This window comes from Flavobacterium tructae (genome assembly GCF_001853485.1).
Taxonomy (GTDB): Bacteria; Bacteroidota; Bacteroidia; order Flavobacteriales; family Flavobacteriaceae; genus Flavobacterium; species Flavobacterium tructae.
The window spans coordinates 101639-126148 of sequence record NZ_MIKE01000028.1; the positions used below are offsets into that span (position 1 = coordinate 101639).

Genomic DNA, 24510 nt, shown 5'->3' on the forward strand with positions numbered 1-24510 from the left:
TTGTTCCAAAAAAAATGACAATATTTTATAATTTTCTCTTAGGAAAACTACAATTTAAAATAAAAATTATTTGGTGCAAAACTACCATTTAAGAAAGTTTTGGCAATACGTATTTATACCTGTTTTTGTGTTTTTTTGTCCAAAAGGATCAGAGATTAAAAGTGCATTTTTCCTTAATTTTATTGCTTTAGAGTCATTTTTTTTCGACTTATTTTCTAATGTATTTAAAGTAGTATTTGTTTGAGACTAATCCGGTTTGGAATTTTTTAATTCTATTATTTTTTGAATGTATTGTATTAAGTTTTCTTTTTCTACCGAAAATGGTGCTTTTTCATCTTCCGTATTCAGATACAAATCTGCAATACTTTGAGCATCCATATTTTTATTCACGTAATGGTATTCGGTATATTTAATAATGCTTTCTACAAAAAGTTCTTGTAGTTTGCCTTTCTCTATAGTTTCTTCGTCACCATTTTTTATTTTTTCTATTTCAGATTCCGGTAAATCAATAGTGAGGTAAGTCGTATCTACGGCCACATTCGAAAGCATTTCTGGGGTAGCTTTTCCTGAAGCGTTACAATAAGCACAAGGACCCGGTGCCCATTTTAATTGTTTGTTTAAACGTCGTATGTCTTCCCAGTCTACAAAACCTTTCCCAAGACATCTTGGGCATCCTGAATTTGATTTTTTAAATAGAAAACTAAAAAAAGGCATTTTTCCGAAAATTTAGGTTAAAGTTGTTTGGTCTTGCGAAGATAAATTTTTTATGTAAGAAAATTATTTTTAAAGCAGATTGTTTTTTTGAGAATTTGAGGGAATTTTATCGAGAGAAAGCATTTGTTTTTTTATCGCATAAATATAAAATACGTTTCTGTATCAGGTATTTGACCGTAATCTTGTTTAGCTGCTTTGTTTTTTCATTTTTTTGATGAAAAAAGAATAATTTCTTCGGGTGCAGAATCCAATTCAGAAAGTTTTTGCTTACATTTATGGACCTCAAATCTCAAGAGAATCTACATGTTAAGGCAGTCGGATTTTAAATCTGAAATCGCCTGAAAAGAGTGCATTATGTCTCAGCTATTCGTTTTTTATGTGCTAGAGTTTATAAAATTTAGATGTACGTGTAACAGAAATTAAGAACGAACGTCTAAGTTATTTGTAGTTATCAGGAAGCTCCCGAATTATTTAGATTGAGGATTTTCCATGATTTATTTTATAGTAGGTTTATAATTCAGCTTTATTCTGTAATTCGTTGATCATTTTATGTATCACTAAAGTAGAAAGATATGGTTGTTGAAGTTTTTAAAACAAATGTGCAAAAAGAGGCAGATAAAAATTATGTCATTGCCGTTATTCAAAGCCAGTTTCCGGATTATAAAATCAATTTTGACTTAGAAGATTGTGATAAAATATTGCGTATAGAAGGCATTGATTTAGAGCCTGAGAATATTATCGATTATATGAATTGTTTAGGATATACTTGTGTAAAATTAGAATAATTAGAATATGATAAATTTTATTGTTTTTTGTTTTTTACTGTTGGTAAAACAGTTTTTAAATTAAGTTTTAGTATAGGAAAGCTTTATTGAAGTATGTGCACATTATTTTTTAAATTTGTGTGCTTATGAAAAAAAGGACTCCTCTTTTTGACTTTACTCAAAAGGTCAATTATAAAAACGAAATTTTAGCGGGATTAACAGTTGCGATGACAATGATTCCAGAATCGTTATCGTTTGCAATTTTGGCTGGTTTTCCACCTTTGGTTGGTTTATATGCTGCTTTTATTGCGGGTTTGGTTACCTCGGTTTTTGGAGGCAGACCCGGGATGATTTCGGGTGGAGCGGGAGCTACTGTTATTGTTTTAATTGCTTTAATGAAATCGCACGGTATCGAATATGTTTTTGCAGCCGTGGCGCTTGGAGGCATCGTCCAGATTTGTATCGGACTTTTTAAACTCGGAAAATTTATCAGATTGGTGCCGCAGCCCGTTATGTATGGCTTTGTAAACGGACTTGCCGTGGTTATTTTTATGTCGCAGCTGGAGCAATTTAAAATTGTGGTGAATGGGCAAACCACTTGGTTACAAGGATCTCAATTGTATATTATGCTGGCTTTAGTAGCGCTTACCATTGGTATTGTATTGCTTTTTTCAAAGATTACAAAAGCAGTTCCGGCCTCTTTGGTGGCAATTATTGTCGTATTTGCCATCGTATTGCTATTTAATATTGATACAAAAACCGTTCAGGATATTGCCTCTGTTAAGGGGGGATTTCCGCCCTTTCATATTCCAAATATCCCGTTGTCTTTTGAAACAATTAAAATCATATTTCCATATTCTGTAATTGTTGCGGCAGTGGGCTTAACAGAAGGTTTACTGACATTGAATCTTGTCGATGAAATAACAGGTACAAGAGGGAATAGCAACAGAGAATGTATTGCTCAGGGGAGTTCAAACATTTTGAATGGTTTCTTTTTTGGAATGGGGGGATGCCCAATGATTGCACAAACACTGGTTAATCTTTCTGCCGGTTCGAGAGCGCGACTTTCGGGAATAATCGCTTCTTTAACGATTTTATTGATTATCCTTTTTGGAGCTCCTGTAATCGGTAAATTACCAATGGCTGCTTTAGTTGGCGTCATGATGATGGTTGCGATTACGACTTTTGAATGGACGAGTTTCAGGATTATTAACAAAATGCCGGCGCATGATATTTTTGTGGGTGTTTTGGTGGCAGTTGTTACTATTTTACTGCACAATCTGGCGTTAGCGGTTTTGATTGGAGTGATTATTTCTGCCTTGGTTTTTGCCTGGGAAAGCGCCAAAAGAATTCGTGCCAGACATTATATGGATGAGAAAGGGATAAAACATTACGAAATCTATGGACCATTATTTTTTGGCTCTACTGCTGCTTTTATAGAAAAATTCGATCCTTTAAACGATCCCAATCATGTGATTATTGATTTTAAAGAAAGCCGCATAGCAGATATGTCGGCCATCGAAGCATTGAATAATTTGACGAAAAAATACAGTCAGTTAAACAAAGTAATTGAACTGAAACATCTAAGCAAAGACTGTATTGTTTTACTTAAAAATGCGGAAGCTGTTATTGCCGTAAATGTAATTGAAGATCCAACGTACAAAGTTGTTTCTTAGTAGCTTAATTTGTCAATTAGATAATTAGATAATTGCTGTACGTTACGTATAGAATTTTCTAATTGCCACATTATCTAATTATTTAAGCATGTTGCTAACTTCGCTAAACTTTCCGTCTACTTCATCAATTTGCAAGCCGAGAATGTGAGCAATTAAAGGGTATACCGAAACATTCTGAAACGATCCGACCGTTTTATTTACTTTAAAAGCGGGACCTTTAGCATAAAAAATAGCCTGCATGTCTTTTTCTTTGTTGTCGTATCCGTGTGTACCTCCGCTTACATGTACCGATTTTTCTTTTACTAAACTATATCCTTTTTTGGCCTCAATAACAAAATCATGAACTCTCGGATTAGTTCCGAAGTGTAATCTTTTAGGAACCTCTTTGGATTTCCAGAATTTAATATGCGGTACTTTCTTTAAAGCATTTGAGATCGAATCCTGAAAGCCGGGTTTTGCCTGAAGACTCATGATTGGGTTGATGACAGCATTATAACCAAGCCATTCGGGTTTTAGGTAATCCAGAACGGCTACTTTTTTATCATTGCTAATATTTGCCATTCCATGATCTGAAACGATAATTAAATTGATTTGTTTTGCAATGGATAATTGATTCAGTTTAGAAGATAACCGCCCCATAAGAGTATCCATTCTTCGGATTACTTTTTCGTTTTCAGGAGAAAGGGGACCGAATGAATGACCGGTATGATCAGGTTCATCAAAATAAAGTGTGATAAAATGCGGACGTTGTTTTTCAGGAAGCTGAAGCCATTTGATTACAGTATCAATGCGGGTTTCGTAAGGGATTTTGTTGTCGTACTCTTTATAAATACCAGGTCTTTTTTGGTCCGTATCTGATCCGGGCCAGAAAAAAGAAGCGGCTTTTACTCCCTGTTGTTCAGCAACGTTCCAAATAGGATTTCCACCATAAAAACGGGAATCATTTTTGGCATTTGAAGACAATGAAAAGGATTCGTTCAATGCCGCATCGTAAAAAACATTATTAATGATTCCATGATGATCGGGGTAGAGTCCGGTAACGATGGCATAATGGTTGGGAAAAGTTTTGCTGGGATAAGAAGGTCGCATTGATTTGGCATGGACACCTTCTTTTGCTATTTGAGCGAGATTTTGAAGTTTGAAATGTTTAGCATAATCCCAACGAAATCCATCCATTGAAACCAGAACCACATAAGCGTCTTTTTGAGTTTGCGCATTGGAAAGAATCGTAAGAAGTAAGAATATAAAAGGTAAGAGGTGAATGGTAAATTTTCTCATTTTGAAATTTTAAACAGAACTGTAAAGATAATAATAACCGGATTTTTAATGAAAAACAGAATGTTAAACAATCATAAAGTAAAAAGTTTGCCACGAAATACACGAATTTTCACGAATGTTTTATCTGAAAGATCTTGCCACAGATTAAAAAGATTCTTATAGATTGTAATCTTTTTAATCCTCTAATCTGTGGCTAAAAAAAACGTGTAATTCGTGGCAAAAAAAACTTCGGTAAAAAAAACGTCTGTTAGAATTTTCTGCCAGATGTTTTATGTGTTGGGATAAAGAAGTATTTGGAGTGTAATTTAGGTTTCTGTATTAGCTTTTGTCTGTTTTTCAATAAAACTACTTCGCTAATGCTCTACCAAGAATTTCTCCTTTATCAAACATATATGCACAAACTATCATAATAATAAAAATGGCAAGCAGAATATAATAAGAGTTGTTTTTTGAAGATTCCATTTTAAATGTTTTTTAGGTTAAAGAATAGTTTGATGCGAATTTAATTAATCCCTGAGAATTAGTAGTTATAGAGAGTAAGAAAATTACTTCGAATTCACGTAATTGCTTTACCGGCTCACTGTTACTCGTGTCATGGCAAGAAAAAACAAAAAAACCGTCTGGCAGAAAATCCTGCCAGACGGTTTATAGTATGAGAAATAAAGAACGATTACATCATTCCTGGCATACCGCCACCCATTGGCATACCGCCAGCGTTTTCTTCTTTAATATCGATTAATGCGCACTCAGTAGTTAAGATCATTCCTGAAACCGAAGCAGCATTTTCTAACGCTACACGAGTTACTTTTTTAGGATCGATAATACCTGCTTTAAGCATGTCTACGTATTCGTCAGTTTTAGCATTGTAACCAAAGTCTCCAGAACCTTCACCAACTTTTGCTACTACTACAGAACCTTCAAGACCTGCATTTTCAACAATAGTTCTTAATGGAGATTCAACAGCACGAGATACAATTTGAATTCCGGTTGCTTCGTCAGCATTATCCGCTTTAAGGTCAGCCAAAGCAGCTTTTGCTCTTAATAAAGCAACACCACCACCTGCAACGATTCCTTCTTCAACAGCAGCACGTGTTGCGTGTAAAGCATCATCAACTCTGTCTTTTTTCTCTTTCATTTCAACTTCAGAAGCAGCACCAACATAAAGAACAGCAACACCACCAGCTAATTTAGCCAAACGCTCTTGCAATTTTTCTTTATCATAATCAGATGTCGTAGCCTCCATTTGACCTTTAATTTGGTTTACTCTGTTTTTGATGATATCTGCTTCACCAGCACCACTTACAATAGTTGTATTGTCTTTGTCGATAGAAACTCTTTTTGCCGTTCCTAACATTTCGATAGTTGTATTTTCTAGTGTATAACCTCTTTCTTCAGAAATTACAGTTCCACCAGTTAAGATTGCGATGTCTTCTAACATTGCTTTTCTTCTGTCTCCAAAACCAGGAGCTTTTACAGCAGCGATTTTTAATGCTCCACGTAACTTATTCACTACAAGAGTTGATAAAGCTTCACCGTCAACATCTTCAGCGATGATCAATAATGGTTTCCCAGATTGAGCAACTGGCTCTAAAACAGGTAGTAATTCTTTTAAAGAAGATACTTTTTTGTCGTATAATAAGATGTATGGAGAGTCTAATTCAACTTCCATTTTCTCAGGGTTTGTTACGAAGTAAGGAGAAAGATATCCTCTGTCAAACTGCATACCTTCAACAACATCTACAAACGTATCAGTTCCTTTAGCTTCTTCAACAGTAATAACACCTTCTTTACCTACTTTTGCAAATGCAGTAGCGATTAGTTCTCCAATCACTTCGTCATTGTTTGCAGAGATAGAAGCAATTTGTTTGATTTTATCAGAATCACTTCCAACTACTTTTGCTTGTTTCGCAAGGTCAGCAACGATTGCTTCAACCGCTTTGTCGATACCACGTTTCAAATCCATTGGATTTGCTCCTGCAGCAACGTTTTTAAGACCTTCTTTTACGATTGCCTGAGCTAAAACTGTAGCAGTTGTAGTTCCGTCACCCGCTAAATCATTAGTTTTAGAAGCTACTTCTTTAACCATTTGCGCGCCCATATTTTCTAATGGGTCTTTTAATTCGATTTCTTTTGCAACCGAAACACCATCTTTAGTAACCGTTGGTCCACCAAATGATTTTCCGATAATTACGTTACGACCTTTTGGTCCAAGAGTTACTTTTACAGCATTTGCCAATGCATCAACACCACGTTTTAATCCGTCACGTGCTTCAATATCAAATTTTATATCTTTTGCCATTTTTTTAATTTTGTTTAAAGTTTGATTTGTTTCAAGTTAATGAAGTTCTTAATACTTCGTACTTAAGACAATATTTTTTTAGATAATCGCAAGGATATCATCTTCACGCATGATCAAATAATCAGTTCCTTCCAGTTTTAATTCTGTTCCTGCATATTTACCGTATAGAACAGTGTCGCCCACTTTTACAGTCATAGTGTGATCTTTAGATCCGTTTCCTACTGCAACTACAGTTCCTTTTTGTGGTTTCTCTTTGGCAGTATCTGGAATAAAGATTCCTGATGCAGTTTTAGTTTCAGCTGCAACAGGCTCAATAAGTACGCGGTCTGAAAGCGGTTTTATGTTTAACGCCATGATTTATTATATTATTAGGTTATACGTTTTTTTAATGTTCTAGAAACTTTCAGAAACTGTGCCATGCTGGTAAAACTGACATTATTTCTTAAAAAAAATGCCAGCTTTTGACAGGCTGGCATTTTATAGTGATATTGAAATGAATTATTTAGCTGCAGGCGTTGCCGGAGCAGGTGTTTGTTGAGCAGGAGCAGCTGGTGTAGCAGCAGGCGCTTCAGTTTTTTCAATGATTTTAGAGTCACTGTCGCTTAATGATCCTGTAAAGCTTAAGCTAGAAAGTAAAATTAAAGCAATTAAAATAGTAGCCAATGTCCAAGTACTTTTGTCTAAAAAGTCAGTTGTTTTTTGTACTCCACCTAACATTTGAGTTCCGCTGATTGTAGAAGACAATCCGCCTCCTTTAGGGTTTTGAACCATGATTACTACGATCAATAGAAAACAAACTATTGTGATTAAAACTAAGAAAATTGAAAATGTACTCATTGTTTAAATATTATTGTTATTTTGTTGTAAAATCTTTATATCCGAAATACGGTCTGCAAAGAAACTAATTTTTTCTGGATATTTCAAAATTAATATTTCATATGCTTGTATTGCTTTGGTGTATTTTTTTTGTTCCAAATATACTCTGGCCAAAGTTTCTGTCATTAAGTAAGAATTATCTTCCTTGCTTAGGTCTGATTGTACGGTCTGCGTTATTGCAGTTTGTTTGATAGGAGAGATCTTCGGATTGGTTTCGATGAATTTATCGATCAATTCTGCTTTTTTCTTTTTCTCTTCTTCAATTGATTCCGTTACTGTTGGAGATTCCGTTACTTTTTCGGGCTCTTTTATTTCGGGTGAAGTTTCTTCGCTTCTGTCAATTGGTTCCGTTCTGGCTAATTGCAGCCATTCCTGAAAAGAATGTTTTTCGTTAACAGAAAAATCCAAAGGCTGTCCTATTTCCAGATTTTCTTCTGCTGTCTTTACACTCTCAGGAACTTCGGCTTCTTTTGGGTCCTCGATTAATTCAGGTTGTTCGGAAACAACCGTTGTTGCTTCTTTTATAGAATTTAATATCGATTGCTCAACTGGGTTGACTTTTACTTCTTTAACCTCTGGTTTTATTTCCTGAATTTCTTCCTCAACGATTTCATCAAAGAAAGTTGGTGTCGGCTCTTTGGTTGGAGGTAATACAGGTTGTTGTTCCGTCAACTCTGTTTCCGTCTGCTCGATTTTTGCAGGTTCTTCCAAAATGATCGGAGCAACTTCTACAGGCTCGGCAGCAATAAATTGTTCTGAAACAGATTCAACAGCTTTTTCTATTGTTTTTACCGGCTCTTCAAAGGTTACAGCTGCTGCTTCTTGTGCAGAATCTAGTATTGATTGTTCAATAAATTGATTGACAGGTTTTTCTTCTGCTTTTACAGGTTCTTCAAAAGTTACTGTTGCAGCTTCTTTTATAGAATCCAAAATAGATTGCTCGATTGGATTAACACGTACTTCCGGTGCTTTTTTGACTTCTTCAAAGGATACGATCTCACTGTCAAAAACTTTAATTTCCATAAGGTCTCTAAGTTTCTTATCGTAATATTCACTTTGAATTGAAGTGAAAGATTCAGAAGTAATAAAATCAAATAAAACGGTACGATCCGTAGTATGAGCTGCTGTGACTTTTAACGCATAATTATACTTAAAACTGTTTTGATCGTAAAGTCCTTTTAAGCGCAAGGCTCTTGCACTTTGAAAATAAGGAAATTCATTCAAAACGCTTCCCAATGCTTCTGCCTGCTTTTCGGTAATAGCATCAGGCTTGTTCATTAAGTAGGTATAATCGGTTACATTCATTTATTCTATTGTTTAATCGTTTATGGGTTTAATTGTTTATTTGTTTCACTGTTTAATCGATTAGACGCTTAAAAGTTTTAATGATTCGACAGAAAAGCAAATTACCATTTTGCTAGTGACTCGTTAAAAATATCTTGTGTGATTCTTTCAAAAATAACCTGAATAGCTGTATTTAGCGTAGCTCCGGTAGGTAGCCCCTGTCCTGGGAAATCATAGTAAAATTCAAATGTTTTTTCGAAATCGTCTTTTTCCTTCTTTTTATTGGTAAACCTCACATGTACACGAATACTTAAACGGTTTTGAAAAGCTCCCTGATCGGCTGTGGCCGTCATTGGTGTGGTTCTGTAATCTACAATTTCTCCTTCGTAAACTAAATCACCACTATTACTTACCAGGTTTAAATTGGTTTGATTTTGAATTAAATCTTGTAGGGTCAATGTAAAAGTTCGATCAATTCCCGGTTCAATTAAATCAGCATTATTTTGAAAAAAGTTGACCTGAAAAGTTTTGGCATCGATGTTTCCTGTTCCTGTAAAGTTGTAAACAGAACAACCGCTTAGCATGAACAAGCTCATTAAGGCTAATAAAGAATATATTTTTTTCATAATATCAATTGGGGGTAAATTCCAAATCTCAAATTCCAAATTCCAAGTTTTTAGGGAATCCCATTTTTTTTCAAATATAACAATTTGGATTTGAGTGCCGGCGCATCGGCGAAGCAATTTGGATTTTATTTTTTTGTCTCAGGTTTTAAACCAGGAATTTAAAATTTGAGAATTATTTATTTTTATAAATCGAATTGTTTAATTTTTCTATATAAAGTTCGTTCTGAAATGCCTAATTCGTCTGCAGCAGCTTTTCGTTTTCCTTTATTTTTTTCTAGTGACTTTTTGATCATCTCGATTTCTTTCTGTTCTAAACGCAGCACCTCTTCTTCTTCAATGGTTTCTGCAAACAGATAATTGTCGTCCTGCATCTGATAATTGTCCTCGCGTGGAGTAGGTGTCATTACAGCGGTTCTTGGTTCTTCTTCAAAGTCTATTTCGCTTTCATTTTCCTGAGAACCATATATTTTCTGAATTAAATTAGGATTGATGTCCTGCACTTTTGTACCATTTTTCATCAGTTCTAAAGTGAGTTTTTTCAAATCGTTCAGATCGCTTTTCATATCAAAAAGCACTTTGTATAAGATGTCTCTTTCGGTGCTGAAATCACTTTCTTTTTTACTATCGTTAATAACAGAAGGCAGACTGCTTCCTTCAGTAGGTAAATACGATTGTAAAGTAGCTGATGAAATATCGCGATTGGTTTCCAGAACCGAGATCTGTTCGGCCACATTTCGCAATTGACGAATGTTTCCGTTCCATCTGAATTTCTGAAGAAGCTGTACCGCATCATCGTCTAATTTTAATGGAGGCATTTTGTATTTGTGCGCAAAGTCGGCTACGAATTTTCGGAACAACAAATGAATGTCATCGTTTCTTTCACGCAATGGCGGTAAAGTAATTTCGACAGTCGTTAAACGATAATATAAATCTTCACGGAATTTTCCTTTTTCGATTGCATTGAACAGGTTCACGTTGGTAGCGGCTACAATTCTCACATTTGTTTTCTGAACTTGCGACGAACCTACTTTAATAAACTCACCATTTTCAAGTACACGAAGCAAACGAACCTGAGTCGTTAAAGGTAATTCTCCAACTTCATCCAGAAAAATAGTTCCTCCGTCAGCTACTTCAAAATACCCTTCACGAGTGCTTGTTGCTCCTGTAAAGGCTCCTTTTTCGTGTCCGAAAAGTTCACTGTCAATAGTTCCTTCCGGAATGGCTCCGCAGTTTACTGCAATATATTTACCATGCTTTCTGTGTGAAAGCGAATGTATAATTCTTGGAATGTTTTCTTTACCAACACCACTTTCCCCAGTTACCATAACCGAAATATCTGTTGGAGCAACCTGAATGGCTTTTTCAATGGCACGATTTAATTTTGGGTCATTACCAATAATCTCAAATCGTTGTTTTATTGCTTGAACTGTTTCCATGTGTGTTTTTGTTTCAAGTTTTGTTTGTTTCAGGTTTCAGGTTTCAAATTACGCAATGAACTTGAAACTTGAAACCTGAAACTTGAATAACTTTTTAATTCATTTCGGAATATCCAACAGCTTTTCCTTTCAAGGTACCTGAGGTACAGCTTTCGATTTTTACATTTACAAAGTCTCCAATTTTATAATCTTCTTTTGGGAAAACTACTGTGATACTTTGCGAATTTCTTCCTGAGAATTCTTCTTTTGATTTTTTTGAAACTTTCTCTACCAGAACTTCTACAACCTGTCCAACAAATTCTTCGCTTCTAAACCAGGCATGTTTTTGCTGTAGGTCAACAATTTCCTGTAATCTTCTGGCTTTGGTTTCTTCAGCAACATCATCTTCCATTTTTCTTCCTGCCAAAGTTCCGGGACGCTCAGAGTACGAATACATATAACCGAAATTATATTTCACATATTCCATTAAACTCATAGTGTCTTGGTGATCTTGTTCGGTTTCTGTTGGAAAACCGGCAATCATATCTTGTGAAATCGATGCATTCGGAATGATTGCTCTGATTTTATCAATCAAAGTCATGTATTCTTCACGAGTGTGCAGACGGTTCATTTCTTTTAAAATTCTGTTACTTCCCGACTGAACCGGTAAGTGAATGTGTTTGCAGATATTAGGATGTTTGGCAATAACATGCAATACACTCTCATGCATATCCTGTGGATTTGAAGTCGAAAAGCGGATGCGCATTTTTGGAAAACCAACGGCAACCATTTCCAGCAACTGATCGAAATCAACGGCTGTTGCTTTTTGCATTTCAGAAGCATTTACAAAATCCTTTTTTAACCCGCCTCCATACCAAAGATAACTGTCGACATTTTGGCCTAAAAGTGTAATTTCTTTAAAGCCTTTGCTCCATAAATCCTGAATTTCATTCATGATACTTTGCGGTTCACGGCTGCGTTCACGTCCGCGTGTAAAAGGTACAACGCAAAAGGTACACATGTTATCACAGCCTCGGGTAATCGAAACCAGAGCAGTAATACCGTTACTCATCAAACGAACAGGTGAAATATCTCCGTAAGTTTCTTCTTTTGATAAAATTACATTGATGGCATCACGTCCTTCATCAACTTCAGCTAATAAATTCGGCAGATCTTTGTAAGCATCAGGTCCAACAACAAGATCGACTATTTTCTCTTCCTCCAAAAACTGACTTTTCAAACGTTCGGCCATACAGCCCAGAACGCCCACTTTCATTTTCGGATTGATACGCTTTACAGCATTATATTTTTCCAGACGTTTGCGAATAGTCTGTTCTGCCTTGTCTCGAATCGAGCAGGTGTTTACCAGAACCAAATCGGCGTCTTCAAGAGTTTGTGTGGTGTTAAATCCGTTTTCAGATAAAATGGAAGCTACAATTTCACTGTCCGAAAAATTCATCGCACAACCGTAACTTTCAATAAAAAGTTTTTTAGTATTCTCAGGTTTGTTTTCCAAAACGAGACTTTCGCCTTGTTTACTTTCCTCAATAATCTTTTCCATTGTATAATTTCAAAGTGCAAAGATAATGTAAATGGGGAGAATGTGACAAGATGGCAGAGAAAAGATTTTTGATTTTATAATTCTGTAATCTGTGATCTGAAATCAACAATCTACATTCAACAATCAGCATCTGCAATCCAAAAAGTTATACCTATATATGTATGAAGTGGGATTACAGATAAATCTGCAATTTTAGGAAACATAATACTAAAATAACTCAAATATGAGTTCACGGAGTAGATATTTAAAAAAAATAGATACTTTTGTTGCAGAAAAATAGAGCAATGGCAAAGAATTTAGTAATAGTGGAGTCCCCTGCAAAGGCGAAAACGATAGAGAAATTTTTAGGAAGTGATTTTCAGGTAGAGTCAAGTTACGGTCACATAGCGGACTTACCATCAAAGGAAATAGGAGTGGATGTTGAGAATGGTTTTAAGCCTAAATATGAAGTCTCTTCGGATAAAAAAGCCCTGGTAAGCAAGCTGAAAACACTATCTAAGAATGCCGATATGGTTTGGTTAGCGAGCGATGAGGACCGCGAGGGGGAGGCTATTTCCTGGCACCTGGCGGAAGAATTGAAACTGGATACTAAAAAAACCAAAAGAATTGTTTTTCACGAAATTACAAAGACTGCGATTCTTAAAGCAATCGACAATCCAAGAGAAATAGATTATAATCTGGTAAACGCACAACAGGCACGTCGTGTTCTGGATCGTTTAGTAGGTTACGAATTGTCTCCGGTATTGTGGAGAAAAATTAAAGGAGGTTTGTCTGCTGGTCGTGTACAATCCGTTTCTGTTCGTTTGATTGTAGAACGTGAACGTGAAATTCAGAACTTTAATGCAGTGGCAACTTACTCCATTGTTGCAGAATTTGTAAATGAGGCAGGGAAAGCTTTTAAAGCAAAATTGCCAAAGAATTTTAATACTAAAAAAGAAGCCGAAGATTTTTTAAATAAAAATATCGGATCTCAATATCAGGTAGCCGATCTAGAAACGAAACCTACCAAAAAATCACCAACAGCACCCTTTACCACTTCGACCCTACAACAGGAAGCGGCGAGAAAATTGTATTTGCCGGTTGGAATCACCATGCAGTTAGCACAACGTTTGTACGAGGCGGGATTGATTACCTATATGAGAACGGATAGTGTGAATCTTTCTGCTGAGGCCATGAGTGCTGCTGAAGCTGAAATTATAAAATCATACGGAAAAGAATTTTCTAAGCCGAGAACCTTTGCTAACAAAAACAAAGGAGCGCAGGAAGCGCACGAGGCCATCCGTCCTACCGATATGTCACGTCATACGGTGAATATCGACCGCGATCAGGCTCGTTTGTATGATTTGATCTGGAAAAGAACATTGGCTTCACAAATGAGTGATGCACAATTGGAAAGAACCAATGTAAAAATCGAAGCAAACAATCATGATGAGATTTTTACAGCTTCAGGTGAAGTTTTACTTTTTGAAGGATTCTTAAAAGTATACTTAGAAGGACATGATGATGATGAGGAAGAACAAGAGGGGATGTTGCCGGCTTTGAAAGTAAACGAAAAATTAGCAAACAATTATATTACAGCGACCGAAAGATATTCGAGGCCTCCGGCACGTTATACAGAGGCTTCTCTGGTGAAGAAATTAGAAGAATTAGGAATCGGGCGTCCGTCAACCTATGCGCCAACAATTTCTACTATTATCAACAGAAACTATGTTGAAAAGGGAACTTTGGAAGGACAGGAACGTAATTACACGCAACTGACTTTGCAAAATAGTAAAGTGGGAGAGAAGCTGTTAAAAGAAAATACAGGTTCCGACAAAGGGAAACTGGTTCCAACAGATATCGGAACAATCGTTACTGATTTCTTAGTGAAGAACTTTGGAAATATTCTGGACTATAACTTTACCGCAAAAGTAGAACAGGATTTTGATGAAATTGCCGAAGGAAATATTGACTGGGCAACCATGATGCAGGAATTCTACAATAAATTCCATCCAAATGTAAAAGAAGTTGAGGCAAATGCTGAGCGTGAAAGCGGAGAGAGAATTTTAGGAAAAGATGCTGACGGAAGACAAGTTTCAGTTCGTTTAGGGAAATTTGGTCCAATGGCTCAGATTGGAGAAGCGGACGATGAAGATAAAAAATTCGCCAGTTTAATGGCCGATCAGAATATCGGAAGTATTACACTGGAAGATGCTTTGAATTTGTTTTTACTTCCTAAAAGCTTAGGAGAATACAAAGGAGAAGAAGTGGAAGTGAATAACGGTCGTTACGGTCCATACGTACGTCATGGAAGTGTTTTTATTTCGTTGCCAAGAGGAGAAGATCCTTTAAGTGTTTCAAAAGAAAGAGCGCAGGAACTGATCGATGAAAAAGCACTTGCAGATGCACCAATTGCAACATATAAAGGCGAACCGGTTCAAAAAGGAGTGGGACGTTTTGGTCCGTTCATTAAATGGAATGGCCTTTTTGTGAACGTAAGCAAGAAGTATAATTTTGATAATTTATCGCAAGCAGATGTTGAGGAATTAATTGAAGATAAATTACAGAAGAACATTGATAAAGTGCTTCACAACTGGGAAGAAGAAGGGATTTTGGTTGAAAAGGCACGTTGGGGTCGCTCTGTAATCACAAAAGGAAAAATCAAAATTGAACTGAGTAAAGAGGTTGATGCTACGAAATTAACATTGGAAGAAGTTCAGGAAATGATTGCCAAGAAAACACCGGCTAAAAAAACACCGGCTAAAAAAGCTGCAACCACAAAGAAAGCTACAACTGCAAAAAAAGCACCTGCTAAAAAACCAGCTGCAAAAAAGAAATAAAAAATGGAGTTTGATTTTTTAGAGCCACTTAACGACGGGATTTTAAAATTTATTAGTTCGTTGTCTTCGCAGGAGTTGGGAAGTAAGATAGTTTTGCATACTGAGGATCAGTTTCCGGATATCAGTAAAATCAATATTGCGATTATTGGTGTTTTAGAAGATCGTCGTAATGAAGATTCAATTAACATTGTTAATCTGAATGCCGTTCGTAAAAAACTTTACGGTATGTTTCCGGGAAACTGGGATGCTTCGATTGCTGATTTGGGAGATATTCTCGCAGGAAATTCTGTAGAAGATACTTATTTTGCTTTAAAGCGAGTGGCATCTACTTTAATTAAGAACAAAGTAATTCCTATAGTTCTTGGGGGTTCACAGGATTTAACCTATGCTTTATATCGTGCCTATGACGATTTAGAGCAAATGGTGAATATGGTTGCTGTGGATAATAAGTTTGATTTTGGTAAAGAGAATGAAACGGTTTCGGCTAATTCTTATTTGACTAAAATTATTATCTACGAGCCTAATAATCTTTTTAATTACTGCAACATTGGTTATCAGACTTATTACAATTCACAAGAAGAAATTGATCTGATTGAAAAATTGTTTTTTGATGCCTATCGTTTAGGGGAAATTTCCAATAAGATTGCATTGGCAGAACCGGTTTTTAGAGATGCTGATTTGGTTAGTATCGATTTGAACTCGGTAAAATCTTCAGCTTCCGGAAATATGGTTTCGTTTGAGCCAAACGGTTTCAATGGAAAAGAAATATGTTCGCTGGCAAGGTATGCCGGAATAAGTGATAAAGTTTCCAGTTTTGGAATTTTTAATCACAATAGCACAGCACCCGAAGCTGGTATCATTGCGCAAATCGTATGGTATTTTATCGAAGGTTATCATTACAGATCGAAGGAATATCCATTTGGTAGTAGAGCAACGTACTTGAAATATATTGTTCCTCTTGAAGACGAAGAATTGATCTTTTATAAAAGTGATAAAACAGACCGTTGGTGGATTGAAATTCCGTTTGAATCAAACGGTCACAATAAATTAAAGAGAAATACGTTATTACCGTGTTCTTACGACGAGTATTTGAGTGCTTGTAATCAGGAATTGCCTGAAAGATGGTGGAAAGCGCAACGAAAAAATGCTTTGTAAAATGAAATTTTGGCAGAAATTTTATTTTTTCTGGATTTTTGAAATAGTGTTAAATAGTATTAGTAAGACAAGTCGCACAGTAACTGATAAATAACGTCTTACGTCGATTTTTTGTGTTAGTTTATCGATGAAATATTTTTTTTTTATTTTATTTAACATTATTTTTGACCGATAAAATAAATTTCGCAACTAGTATTGTTTTTTAGATAAATAATAAATACGTTTACGGACTTATAATAATGAATAGATAATCCCAAATTTATATGAAGAAGTTTATTGCATTTGCAACAATGTTAACACTGGTAATTGGCTGTGGTAAGTCAGGTGACAAAGGTGAGTTGGTAGGTGTTACAGGAGGTAAATGGCATCCTGAGAAGCCTTATGGAATGACATTAGTTCCTGGTGGATCTTTTATTATGGGTAAATCAGATGCTGATTTAGCTAATGTGGAGGATGCTCCTACTAGAACGGTGACAGTTCGTTCATTTTATATGGATGAAACAGAGATTACCAATAGTGAGTACCGTCAATTTGTAGAGTGGGTAAAAGACTCTACAATGAGAGTTCGTTTGGCTATTTTAGCTGATGAAACAGGTCAAAAACCTGCAGGTGATTCTAAAGGTAAAAAAGGCGGAAGTATCGCTGATTTTGCATTTAATGATTCAGATCCGGAAAAAATGACTGCATATGATAAATATATGTATGATAACTACTACAGTGTAGGAACAAAAGATGATCCTTATGCAGGTAGAAAATTAAACAAAAAAGTAAAGTTAATTAAAGATACAAAAGCTTACCCGGATGAGTATTATACTGAGGTAATGGATTCTATGTATTTACCAATTGAAGAGTCTTACAATGGTTTAAGAACAATTGATGTAAACAAATTGAAATTCCGTTATTCCTGGATGGATATTCAGGCTGCAGCGAAAGCTAAAGTTGGAAAAAGAAAAGACTTCGTTAAAACGGAACAAGTAAGTGTTTATCCTGATACAACAGTTTGGATTAAAGATTTTGCTTATTCTTACAATGAGCCAATGCATAACGATTATTTCTGGCATAAAGCTTATGGAGATTATCCTGTAGTGGGTGTAACCTGGAAACAGGCAAAAGCATTCTGTGCATGGAGAACTTTGAATAAAAACGGGTATATCAAATCTAAGAAAAAAGGACGTGACTTAGTAAATGCTTTCAGATTGCCAACAGAGGCAGAGTGGGAGTATGCTGCAAGAGGAGGTCTGGAATCAGCTACTTACCCTTGGGGAGGTCCTTATACGAAAAGCGACAGAGGTTGTTTCTTAGCAAACTTCAAACCAAGCAGAGGAGATTATGCTGCTGACGAAGCATTATACACTGTTGAAGCTAAATCTTATGAAGTTAACGGTTATGGTTTATACAACATGGCAGGAAACGTTTCTGAGTGGACCGATTCAGCTTATAATCCAAATGCATACGAGTATGTTTCTACAATGAACCCTAACGTAATTGATGGAAACAATCAAAGAAAAGTAGTTCGTGGAGGTTCTTGGAAAGACGTTGCTTATTTCCTACAGGTAAGTACACGTGATCACGAATATGCTGATTCTGCGAGAAGTTATATTGGTTTCAGAACTGTGCAAGATTACATGGGAACTCAATCAACTGGAGGCGGTAAGAAGAAAAAGTAATCATTTAATTAATTAAAATCAAATAAGTAAACCAAATCAACAAATCTATTTTAAATTAAAACCTAAAAAAAAGTATTATGGCATTATTAAGTAAAAAAGCAATGAATTTCGCTTATGGTATGGGAGCGGCAGTAGTAATTATTGGAGCATTATTCAAAATTACTCACTTTGAGATTGGACCATTAACAGGGACTGTTATGTTATCGATTGGATTGGTAACTGAGGCGTTAATCTTTGCTCTTTCTGCTTTCGAACCAGTTGAAGACGAATTAGACTGGACTCTTGTTTACCCTGAATTAGCGAATGGTCAGGCTAGAAAAAAAGCTGACAAAGTTGAGGCACCATCTGACGCCCAAGGATTATTGTCTCAAAAATTAGATGCAATGTTAAAAGATGCTAAAATTGACGGAGAGTTAATGGCTAGCTTAGGAAACAGCATCAAAAACTTCGAAGGAGCTGCTAAAGCTATTTCTCCAACAGTTGATTCAATTGCAGGACAAAAGAAATATGCTGAAGAAATGTCTATGGCTGCTGCACAAATGGAATCATTAAACAGTTTATACAAAGTTCAATTAGAAAGTGCTTCAAGAAATGCACAAGCAAACAGCGAAATTGCTGAAAATGCTTCTAAATTAAAAGAACAAATGCAATCTATGACTGCAAACATTGCTTCATTAAACAGTGTTTACGGTGGTATGCTTTCTGCAATGAGTAACAAAGGATAATTAGTTTTTGACTATTATATTAAATTTATTAATAAGAACTAATTAGAAAAAATGGCAGGAGGAAAATTAACCCCTAGACAGAAGATGATTAACCTGATGTATCTGGTTTTCATCGCAATGTTAGCAATGAACGTATCAAAAGAAGTTATATCTGCTTTTGGTTTGATGAATGAAAAATTTGAAGATGCAAATACTTCTTCAGTTACTACAAATGCTGGTTTATTGACAGCTTTAGATCAGAAAGCTGCTGAAGCAAAAGGAGAATTCGCTATCGCTGCGGGAACTGCTCATAAAGTTGAAGCAATTACAAAAGATTTTTATAGTTTTATTGGAGGTCTGAAAACTCAGGCTGTAAAAGGATTTGAAGTAGATAAAGAAACTGGAAAAATGCCTTACGAGTCTATGGACAGAGGTGATAACATTGACGACTGGTTTACAGGAGACGGTTACACTAAAAAAGGAAATGAAATTATCGCTAAAATCGAGAAATACAAATCAGATATTAAAGCTGCTTTAGGTACAGATAAAAAATATGCTGATATTATTGCAGAGGTAGAGAAAAAATTTAATGTTTCTGATGTAAAAAACAAAGAAGGTATAAAAGAAAAATACTTAGCATATCACTTCAAAGGATTTCCTGCAATTGCTTCAGCTGCAAAACTTTCAGCTTGGCAAAATGATGTTCAAAAACTTGAAGCTGACGTTTACAACCGTGCTTTAGGAAAAGCGGCTGTTGCTGCTGCTTCTTACAGCAATTATCAAGCGATTGTTGTTTTAGACAAAAACGCTTACTTCCAAGGAGAGAAAGTTACTGGTAAGGTAGTTTTAGGTCGTTATGACGAAAACACAAAACCAACTTCATTCCAAGGTCCTGGACAAATTGTTAACGGACAAGCGGTTATTTCCTTAACTGCAGGAGGTGTTGGAGAGCAAAATATTAATGGACAATTTACATTCTTAGAAGACGGTAAAAACATTCCACTTAAATTTGCCGGAAAATATGTTGTAGTACCAAGACCAAACTCTGCTACAATTTCTGCTGATAAAATGAACGTAGTATATAGAGGTGTTGTGAATCCAATCTCTGTATCGTTCGCTGGTGTTGATGCAAACAAAATTGTTGCAAGTGCTCCGGGATTAGTATCTGCTGGAAAACCTGGAAAATATAACATGAACCCTGGTTCAGGTACTGAAGCTACTATTTCTGTTACTGGTACATTGCCAAACGGAGATAAAGTTACAGATAAGAAAACGTTCAGAATTAAAGGTATTCCTGGACCAACTGGTACAATTAGAGGAGAAATGGGTGTTGTTAAAGGACCTAAATCTAACTTAGAAATTGCTACAATTGGTGCTAAATTACTTGATTTCGATTTCGAAGTTGGTTTAGATGTTGTTGGATTTAATTTAAAAATCGCAGGACAACCTACAGTGGTTGTTAATGGTAACAGATTAAATGCACAATGTAAATCAGTTCTTGCAAGAGCTGGTAAAGGAGACCAAGTTACTATTTCTGAAATTAAAACTAAACTTGTTGGAGCTGGTAGTTATTTATTGCCAAGAACTGCTCCGGTAATTTACGAAATACAATAATATAGTAGGTAAAACTACTTCAATATCTTATAATGATATCATGATGAAAGTAAGAAATTTTTTAATAGCTATTGTTTCTATCGCTGGAGGATTTTCTTCCTATGCGCAATCGAATTTGCTTAATGCAAAAACACCGGCTCAGATAGGTCTTAAGACTCCTGCGCAACTTATTTCTGATAACGATAAGCCTTTAGCTTATGGTTATGTAGATGATAGAGATATCTTAATGGGAAAAACTACTTGGGAGATCATTGATTTAAATGAAAAAATCAATTTTCCAATGTACTTTCCGGTTGATACGGCTAATATTGGTTCTGACAGACGTTCACTTTATGATGTTTTGACGAAAGCTGTTAAAAGCGGCAAAATAACTGAAGTATACAGCGACAGTTATTTCAATACTAAAAAATCTTTGAAAGATATTCAGGGTGCATTATCACGTATTGATACAACAGATGCAGGTAGAGAATTAATCAACCAATATCCGGACGACTACAAAACACGTGTTGTGAAGAAAAAAGTTGTGACTGGTACTGGTAAGAAAAAAGTAGTTTCTTATGTGGATGAAACTGTTGGTCCAACAAGAACGGTGCCAGCTGAGTATATCCTGAAACAAGATTTAACTGCTGCAGATGTTACGCAATATAAAATTAAAGGATACTGGTATTTTGACAAACGTCAAAGCGAATTGAAATATCGTTTGCTTGGAATTTGTCCAGTAACTCCGGATGTTTACACAATGAATAGTGACGAAAAAGATTATATTGAGTTGTTTTGGGTTTTCTTCCCTAACGCCAGAGAGGCGCTGCACGAAGCAAAAGCATTCAACGATAATAACTCTGCACTTCCAATTTCATTCGATCAGATTTTAAATTCAAGACGTTTTAATGCGGTTGTTTATAAAGAAGAAAACTTGTACGGAGATCGTGAGATTAAAGATTACATGAAAGACAACGCACAAAATCAATTGTTAGAATCTGAAAGAGTAAAAGAGAAGATTCGTAACTTCGAACAAGATATGTGGAACTACTAAGTATCTGAATAACAATATATCAAAAACTCTTACTACATTTGTAGTAAGAGTTTTTTTTTGCTCATTATCCTGAGAATCAGTTTGAATGGTGGATTTGTTAAGCTTTTTAGTGTTGATTCGGGTTAGAGTAGTTGTTATTGTGGTGTTTCTTTATGTTGTGTGAGAAAAAACACAATAAACGCCATGTGTTTACGTTCAATAGATTTTAATTGTCTCATTATGAAAGTAAGAAAGTTTTTAATCGTTATTGTTGGAGTTATTGGAAGTTTTAGTTCTATTATGGCACAATCAAATTTGCTGAATGCAAAAACGGCAAATCAGATCGGGATAAAGAATCCTGCTCAGTTACGTGCTGACAATGATAAGCCATTGGCTTACGGTTATGTTGACGACAGGGATATTTTAATGGGAAAAACGACTTGGGAGATTATCGATTTGAATGAAAAAATCAATTTTCCATTGTATTTTCCGGTGGATACTGCCAATATTGGTTCGGATAGACGCTCTCTTTATGATGTTTTGATCAGAGGAATAAAAGCAGGAAGAATCACGGAAGTGTATGCCGACAGCTACTTTAATACTAAAAAATCACTTAAAGATATTCAGGGCGGATTATCACGAATCGATACGACTGATGCCGGGAGGGAGTTAATCAATCAATACCCAGACGACTACAAAACACGGGTGGTGAAGAAAAAAGTAGTTACAGGTACGGGTAAGAAAAAAGTAGTTACTTATGTTGACGAAACAGTTGGCCCGACCAGAACGGTACCTGCTGAGTACATTTTAAAACAAGACTTAACGGCAGCAGATGTTACTCAGTATAAATTGAAAGGATACTGGTATTTTGACAAACGTCAGAGTGAATTGAAATACCGTTTACTCGGAATTTGCCCTGTAACACCCGATGTTTATACCATGAATAGTGATGAGAAAGATTATATTGAACTGTTTTGGGTATTCTTTCCTAATGCAAGAGAGGTACTGAACGAAGCAAAAGCATTTAACGATAGTAATTCAGCATACCCAATTTCATTCGATCAGATTTTAAATTCGAGACGTTTTAATTCGATTATCTATAAAGAAGAAAATGTATATGGCGATCGTGAAATTAAGGACTACATGAAAGATAATGCACAAAAACAGCTGTTGGAATCTGAAAGAGTAAAAGAGAAGATTCGCAACTTCGAACAGGATATGTGGAGCTACTAAGAAATTAGTAACATTATACCAAAAACTCTTACTACATTTGTGGTAAGAGTTTTTTATTTTACCTTTTTACACATGTTGGATTATATAATTGTCGGATCTGGATTGGCTGGAATTTCATTTGCTGAAATTGCACTTAAAAACAATAAATCTATAGTAGTTATAAATGATGAATCGCAAAATTCATCAAGAGTTGCGGGAGGATTGTACAATCCGGTGATTTTAAAACGCTTTAGTGAGGTTTGGAAAGCAGAAGAACAGTTGTCCTTAATGGATGAATTCTATGAGACCATCGAAGGTAAGCTGAAAACGAAGGTGAATTTTAAGCTTCCTATTTTAAGAAAATTTTTCTCTATAGAAGAACAAAACAATTGGTTTTCCGCTTCGGATAAACCACTTCTGGCACCATTTCTTTCTACCAAATTAATCTTTAAAAAATACAATGGTATCGATTCTCCGTTTGATTATGGTGAGGTTTTACATACCGGTTATGTTGATACGGCTTTATTGTTGGATAAATACCACGAGTATTTACTTCAAAACAAATTATTGCTTCAGGAGTCGTTTGATTATGCTAAACTGATTATTGATGAAGATTTTGTTCAGTATAAAGAATATCAGGCTAAGCATATTATTTTTGCAGAAGGTTTCGGATTACATGCCAATCCGTTTTTTCAGGATTTATCATTAGATGGGACTAAAGGGGAGCTTTTTGTTATCAAAGCACCTGATTTGGATCTGGATGTAATTGTGAATACCAGCGTCTTTATTTTGCCTTTAGGAAACGATTTGTTTAAAGTGGGAGCAACCTACAATTGGAAAGACAAAACAGATACGCCAACGGAAGAAGGAAGAACAGAGTTAATCGATCGTATAGAGGAAATAATCAATTGTCGTTTTGAAGTTGTTTCACATTTTGGCGGGGTGAGACCAACGGTACGTGATCGTAGGCCAATTATTGGTACACACAATCAATACAATTCACTACATCTTTTAAACGGATTAGGGACGCGCGGTGTAATGCTGGGTCCGGCTATGGCCAAAGATTTATATGAGTATATCGAAGACCAAAAAACTTTAGATCCAACAATTGATATTCATCGTTTCTATAAGAAAAGAAAATAGTTTTATTTCGATCCCGCTTCTGGATCATAAGAAACAAACATGTTAATGTACAGATTTCTCGAAAGTCTTAAGACAAATGGGAATAATAGAATCAACGTTGCAACAATGATCAGAAAAGATTCCTCGACTGAGGTTTTGAAAAATACAAACGAAACGATAAAAGCCGCAATTCCGACTGCAACATTTAGACCATAACTAACATACATAGCACCATAAAAAAACGATGGTTCTATCTGGTATTTTAATCCACAGTGACTACAATTTTCGTTCATTTTTAGCACCTTTGTCAAATGAAGCGGATTTCGGTCTGAATACATACTTTCTTTGTGACATCTTGGGCAGCTTCCTGTTAGTATACTGTTTATTTTAGATCCTTTCTTTAACATGGTTGCAATTCAATTAATTGTTGACATTGTAGAGAATCAATTTTCATTTTTAGAGTGAAATATTTTGATTCTGATAAAAATATTTAAAATTTATCTTACGGAGAAGAGTAGCACAAAGATACTATTTTACTTTGTATTCTGTGTTGAAAGAATATCAGGAGTTCTTATGTTTTCTCCTTGTTCTTTTAGTTGGTTAGTTGTAATATTGCGCGAAATGAAAATGGACTTCAGAGCAAGAATATATTTTCCGCAAAAGAAGCAGGAAGAGTTGTTATGCTGAAATGAGTCTGTAAAAAAAAACTAAC

20 protein-coding genes are annotated in these 24510 nt (G+C 35.5%); 10 read left to right on the plus strand and 10 right to left on the minus strand.

Translation table 11 applies throughout. The features are described from left to right. Window positions 1-246 precede the first annotated feature (246 nt). Entirely contained in the window at window positions 247-714 is a 468-nt protein-coding gene (locus tag BHE19_RS20965) for a hypothetical protein (RefSeq protein ID WP_070908721.1), read from the minus strand. A 572-nt stretch (window positions 715-1286) separates the two neighbouring features. On the opposite strand from BHE19_RS20965, the gene BHE19_RS20970 reads away from it, so the two are divergent. Together BHE19_RS20970 and BHE19_RS20975 are read left to right on the plus strand one after the other, a co-directional pair. Next, window positions 1287-1499, plus strand: a complete 213-nt coding sequence (locus BHE19_RS20970) for a hypothetical protein (RefSeq protein ID WP_070908722.1) — start codon at window positions 1287-1289, stop codon at window positions 1497-1499. A gap of 125 nt (window positions 1500-1624) precedes the next feature. Continuing rightward, window positions 1625-3154 (plus strand): SulP family inorganic anion transporter, encoded by a 1530-nt coding sequence (locus BHE19_RS20975; protein ID WP_070908723.1) that lies wholly within the window; start codon window positions 1625-1627, stop codon window positions 3152-3154. 78 nt (window positions 3155-3232) lie between these two features. Here BHE19_RS20975 and BHE19_RS20980 read toward each other — a convergent pair whose 3' ends face one another. The 8 genes from BHE19_RS20980 to miaB all read right to left on the minus strand — a co-directional run bounded on the left by BHE19_RS20980 (window position 3233) and on the right by miaB (window position 12493). Next, entirely contained in the window at window positions 3233-4432 is a 1200-nt protein-coding gene (locus BHE19_RS20980) for an alkaline phosphatase family protein (protein ID WP_070908724.1), read from the minus strand. Window positions 4433-5102: 670 nt separating this feature from the next. Next, window positions 5103-6731 carry a chaperonin GroEL gene (groL, locus tag BHE19_RS20985; RefSeq protein WP_017497000.1) on the minus strand — a complete coding sequence of 543 codons (1629 nt, stop codon included), beginning with the start codon at window positions 6729-6731 and terminating at the stop codon, window positions 5103-5105. Window positions 6732-6809: 78 nt separating this feature from the next. After that, entirely contained in the window at window positions 6810-7085 is a 276-nt protein-coding gene (locus BHE19_RS20990) for a co-chaperone GroES (protein WP_012023920.1), read from the minus strand. A gap of 144 nt (window positions 7086-7229) precedes the next feature. Next, complete coding sequence (secG, locus tag BHE19_RS20995; protein ID WP_026110045.1) at window positions 7230-7568, minus strand: preprotein translocase subunit SecG; 339 nt, start codon at window positions 7566-7568, stop codon at window positions 7230-7232. Window positions 7569-7571: 3 nt separating this feature from the next. Further along, entirely contained in the window at window positions 7572-8912 is a 1341-nt protein-coding gene (locus tag BHE19_RS21000; protein ID WP_070908725.1) for a tetratricopeptide repeat protein, read from the minus strand. Window positions 8913-9013: 101 nt separating this feature from the next. After that, on the minus strand, window positions 9014-9517 hold the full coding sequence (locus tag BHE19_RS21005) for an LptE family protein (protein WP_026110044.1): 504 nt from the start codon (window positions 9515-9517) through the stop codon (window positions 9014-9016). 182 nt (window positions 9518-9699) lie between these two features. Then, window positions 9700-10953, minus strand: a complete 1254-nt coding sequence (locus BHE19_RS21010; protein ID WP_017496996.1) for a sigma-54 interaction domain-containing protein — start codon at window positions 10951-10953, stop codon at window positions 9700-9702. A 94-nt stretch (window positions 10954-11047) separates the two neighbouring features. Continuing rightward, window positions 11048-12493, minus strand: a complete 1446-nt coding sequence (miaB, locus tag BHE19_RS21015) for a tRNA (N6-isopentenyl adenosine(37)-C2)-methylthiotransferase MiaB (RefSeq protein WP_070908726.1) — start codon at window positions 12491-12493, stop codon at window positions 11048-11050. A gap of 284 nt (window positions 12494-12777) precedes the next feature. Between miaB and topA the strand changes: the two genes are divergently transcribed. The 8 genes from topA to BHE19_RS21055 all read left to right on the plus strand — a co-directional run bounded on the left by topA (window position 12778) and on the right by BHE19_RS21055 (window position 23819). Continuing rightward, window positions 12778-15312 carry a type I DNA topoisomerase gene (gene topA, locus BHE19_RS21020; protein ID WP_017496994.1) on the plus strand — a complete coding sequence of 845 codons (2535 nt, stop codon included), beginning with the start codon at window positions 12778-12780 and terminating at the stop codon, window positions 15310-15312. 3 nt (window positions 15313-15315) lie between these two features. Continuing rightward, entirely contained in the window at window positions 15316-16467 is a 1152-nt protein-coding gene (locus tag BHE19_RS21025) for a formimidoylglutamase (RefSeq protein WP_070908727.1), read from the plus strand. Between the two features lie 263 nt (window positions 16468-16730). Next, window positions 16731-18134 carry a T9SS ring complex lipoprotein PorK/GldK gene (gene porK / locus BHE19_RS21030; protein ID WP_026110043.1) on the plus strand — a complete coding sequence of 468 codons (1404 nt, stop codon included), beginning with the start codon at window positions 16731-16733 and terminating at the stop codon, window positions 18132-18134. A gap of 77 nt (window positions 18135-18211) precedes the next feature. Then, window positions 18212-18859 carry a type IX secretion system motor protein PorL/GldL gene (porL, locus tag BHE19_RS21035; RefSeq protein ID WP_070908728.1) on the plus strand — a complete coding sequence of 216 codons (648 nt, stop codon included), beginning with the start codon at window positions 18212-18214 and terminating at the stop codon, window positions 18857-18859. Window positions 18860-18910: 51 nt separating this feature from the next. Next, window positions 18911-20452 (plus strand): type IX secretion system motor protein PorM/GldM, encoded by a 1542-nt coding sequence (gene porM, locus BHE19_RS21040; protein ID WP_017496990.1) that lies wholly within the window; start codon window positions 18911-18913, stop codon window positions 20450-20452. A gap of 43 nt (window positions 20453-20495) precedes the next feature. Next, window positions 20496-21485, plus strand: a complete 990-nt coding sequence (gene porN / locus BHE19_RS21045; RefSeq protein WP_017496989.1) for a type IX secretion system ring subunit PorN/GldN — start codon at window positions 20496-20498, stop codon at window positions 21483-21485. A gap of 219 nt (window positions 21486-21704) precedes the next feature. Next, entirely contained in the window at window positions 21705-22697 is a 993-nt protein-coding gene (porN, locus tag BHE19_RS21050; protein WP_070908729.1) for a type IX secretion system ring subunit PorN/GldN, read from the plus strand. Window positions 22698-22769: 72 nt separating this feature from the next. Beyond that, a complete protein-coding gene (locus BHE19_RS21055; RefSeq protein ID WP_070908730.1) occupies window positions 22770-23819 on the plus strand; it encodes an NAD(P)/FAD-dependent oxidoreductase in 1050 nt (349 codons plus the stop codon). A gap of 2 nt (window positions 23820-23821) precedes the next feature. Here BHE19_RS21055 and BHE19_RS21060 read toward each other — a convergent pair whose 3' ends face one another. Further along, a complete protein-coding gene (locus tag BHE19_RS21060) occupies window positions 23822-24205 on the minus strand; it encodes a DUF983 domain-containing protein (RefSeq protein ID WP_070908731.1) in 384 nt (127 codons plus the stop codon). Between the last annotated feature and the right edge of the window lie 305 nt (window positions 24206-24510).

What these genes read in the sequence shown, in the direction of transcription:
- porL (WP_070908728.1), top strand. Translation starts at nt 18,212, where the DNA reads ATGGCATTATTAAGTAAAAAAGCAATGAATTTCGCTTATGGTATGGGA.
- BHE19_RS21025 (WP_070908727.1), top strand. Translation starts at nt 15,316, where the DNA reads ATGGAGTTTGATTTTTTAGAGCCACTTAACGACGGGATTTTAAAATTT.
- secG (WP_026110045.1), bottom strand. Translation starts at nt 7,568, where the DNA reads ATGAGTACATTTTCAATTTTCTTAGTTTTAATCACAATAGTTTGTTTT.
- BHE19_RS20975 (WP_070908723.1), top strand. Translation starts at nt 1,625, where the DNA reads ATGAAAAAAAGGACTCCTCTTTTTGACTTTACTCAAAAGGTCAATTAT.
- topA (WP_017496994.1), top strand. Translation starts at nt 12,778, where the DNA reads ATGGCAAAGAATTTAGTAATAGTGGAGTCCCCTGCAAAGGCGAAAACG.
- BHE19_RS21055 (WP_070908730.1), top strand. Translation starts at nt 22,770, where the DNA reads ATGTTGGATTATATAATTGTCGGATCTGGATTGGCTGGAATTTCATTT.
- porM (WP_017496990.1), top strand. Translation starts at nt 18,911, where the DNA reads ATGGCAGGAGGAAAATTAACCCCTAGACAGAAGATGATTAACCTGATG.
- BHE19_RS20970 (WP_070908722.1), top strand. Translation starts at nt 1,287, where the DNA reads ATGGTTGTTGAAGTTTTTAAAACAAATGTGCAAAAAGAGGCAGATAAA.
- porK (WP_026110043.1), top strand. Translation starts at nt 16,731, where the DNA reads ATGAAGAAGTTTATTGCATTTGCAACAATGTTAACACTGGTAATTGGC.
- BHE19_RS21060 (WP_070908731.1), bottom strand. Translation starts at nt 24,205, where the DNA reads ATGTTAAAGAAAGGATCTAAAATAAACAGTATACTAACAGGAAGCTGC.
- porN (WP_017496989.1), top strand. Translation starts at nt 20,496, where the DNA reads ATGAAAGTAAGAAATTTTTTAATAGCTATTGTTTCTATCGCTGGAGGA.
- porN (WP_070908729.1), top strand. Translation starts at nt 21,705, where the DNA reads ATGAAAGTAAGAAAGTTTTTAATCGTTATTGTTGGAGTTATTGGAAGT.
- BHE19_RS21005 (WP_026110044.1), bottom strand. Translation starts at nt 9,517, where the DNA reads ATGAAAAAAATATATTCTTTATTAGCCTTAATGAGCTTGTTCATGCTA.
- groL (WP_017497000.1), bottom strand. Translation starts at nt 6,731, where the DNA reads ATGGCAAAAGATATAAAATTTGATATTGAAGCACGTGACGGATTAAAA.
- miaB (WP_070908726.1), bottom strand. Translation starts at nt 12,493, where the DNA reads ATGGAAAAGATTATTGAGGAAAGTAAACAAGGCGAAAGTCTCGTTTTG.
- BHE19_RS21000 (WP_070908725.1), bottom strand. Translation starts at nt 8,912, where the DNA reads ATGAATGTAACCGATTATACCTACTTAATGAACAAGCCTGATGCTATT.
- BHE19_RS20990 (WP_012023920.1), bottom strand. Translation starts at nt 7,085, where the DNA reads ATGGCGTTAAACATAAAACCGCTTTCAGACCGCGTACTTATTGAGCCT.
- BHE19_RS21010 (WP_017496996.1), bottom strand. Translation starts at nt 10,953, where the DNA reads ATGGAAACAGTTCAAGCAATAAAACAACGATTTGAGATTATTGGTAAT.
- BHE19_RS20965 (WP_070908721.1), bottom strand. Translation starts at nt 714, where the DNA reads ATGCCTTTTTTTAGTTTTCTATTTAAAAAATCAAATTCAGGATGCCCA.
- BHE19_RS20980 (WP_070908724.1), bottom strand. Translation starts at nt 4,432, where the DNA reads ATGAGAAAATTTACCATTCACCTCTTACCTTTTATATTCTTACTTCTT.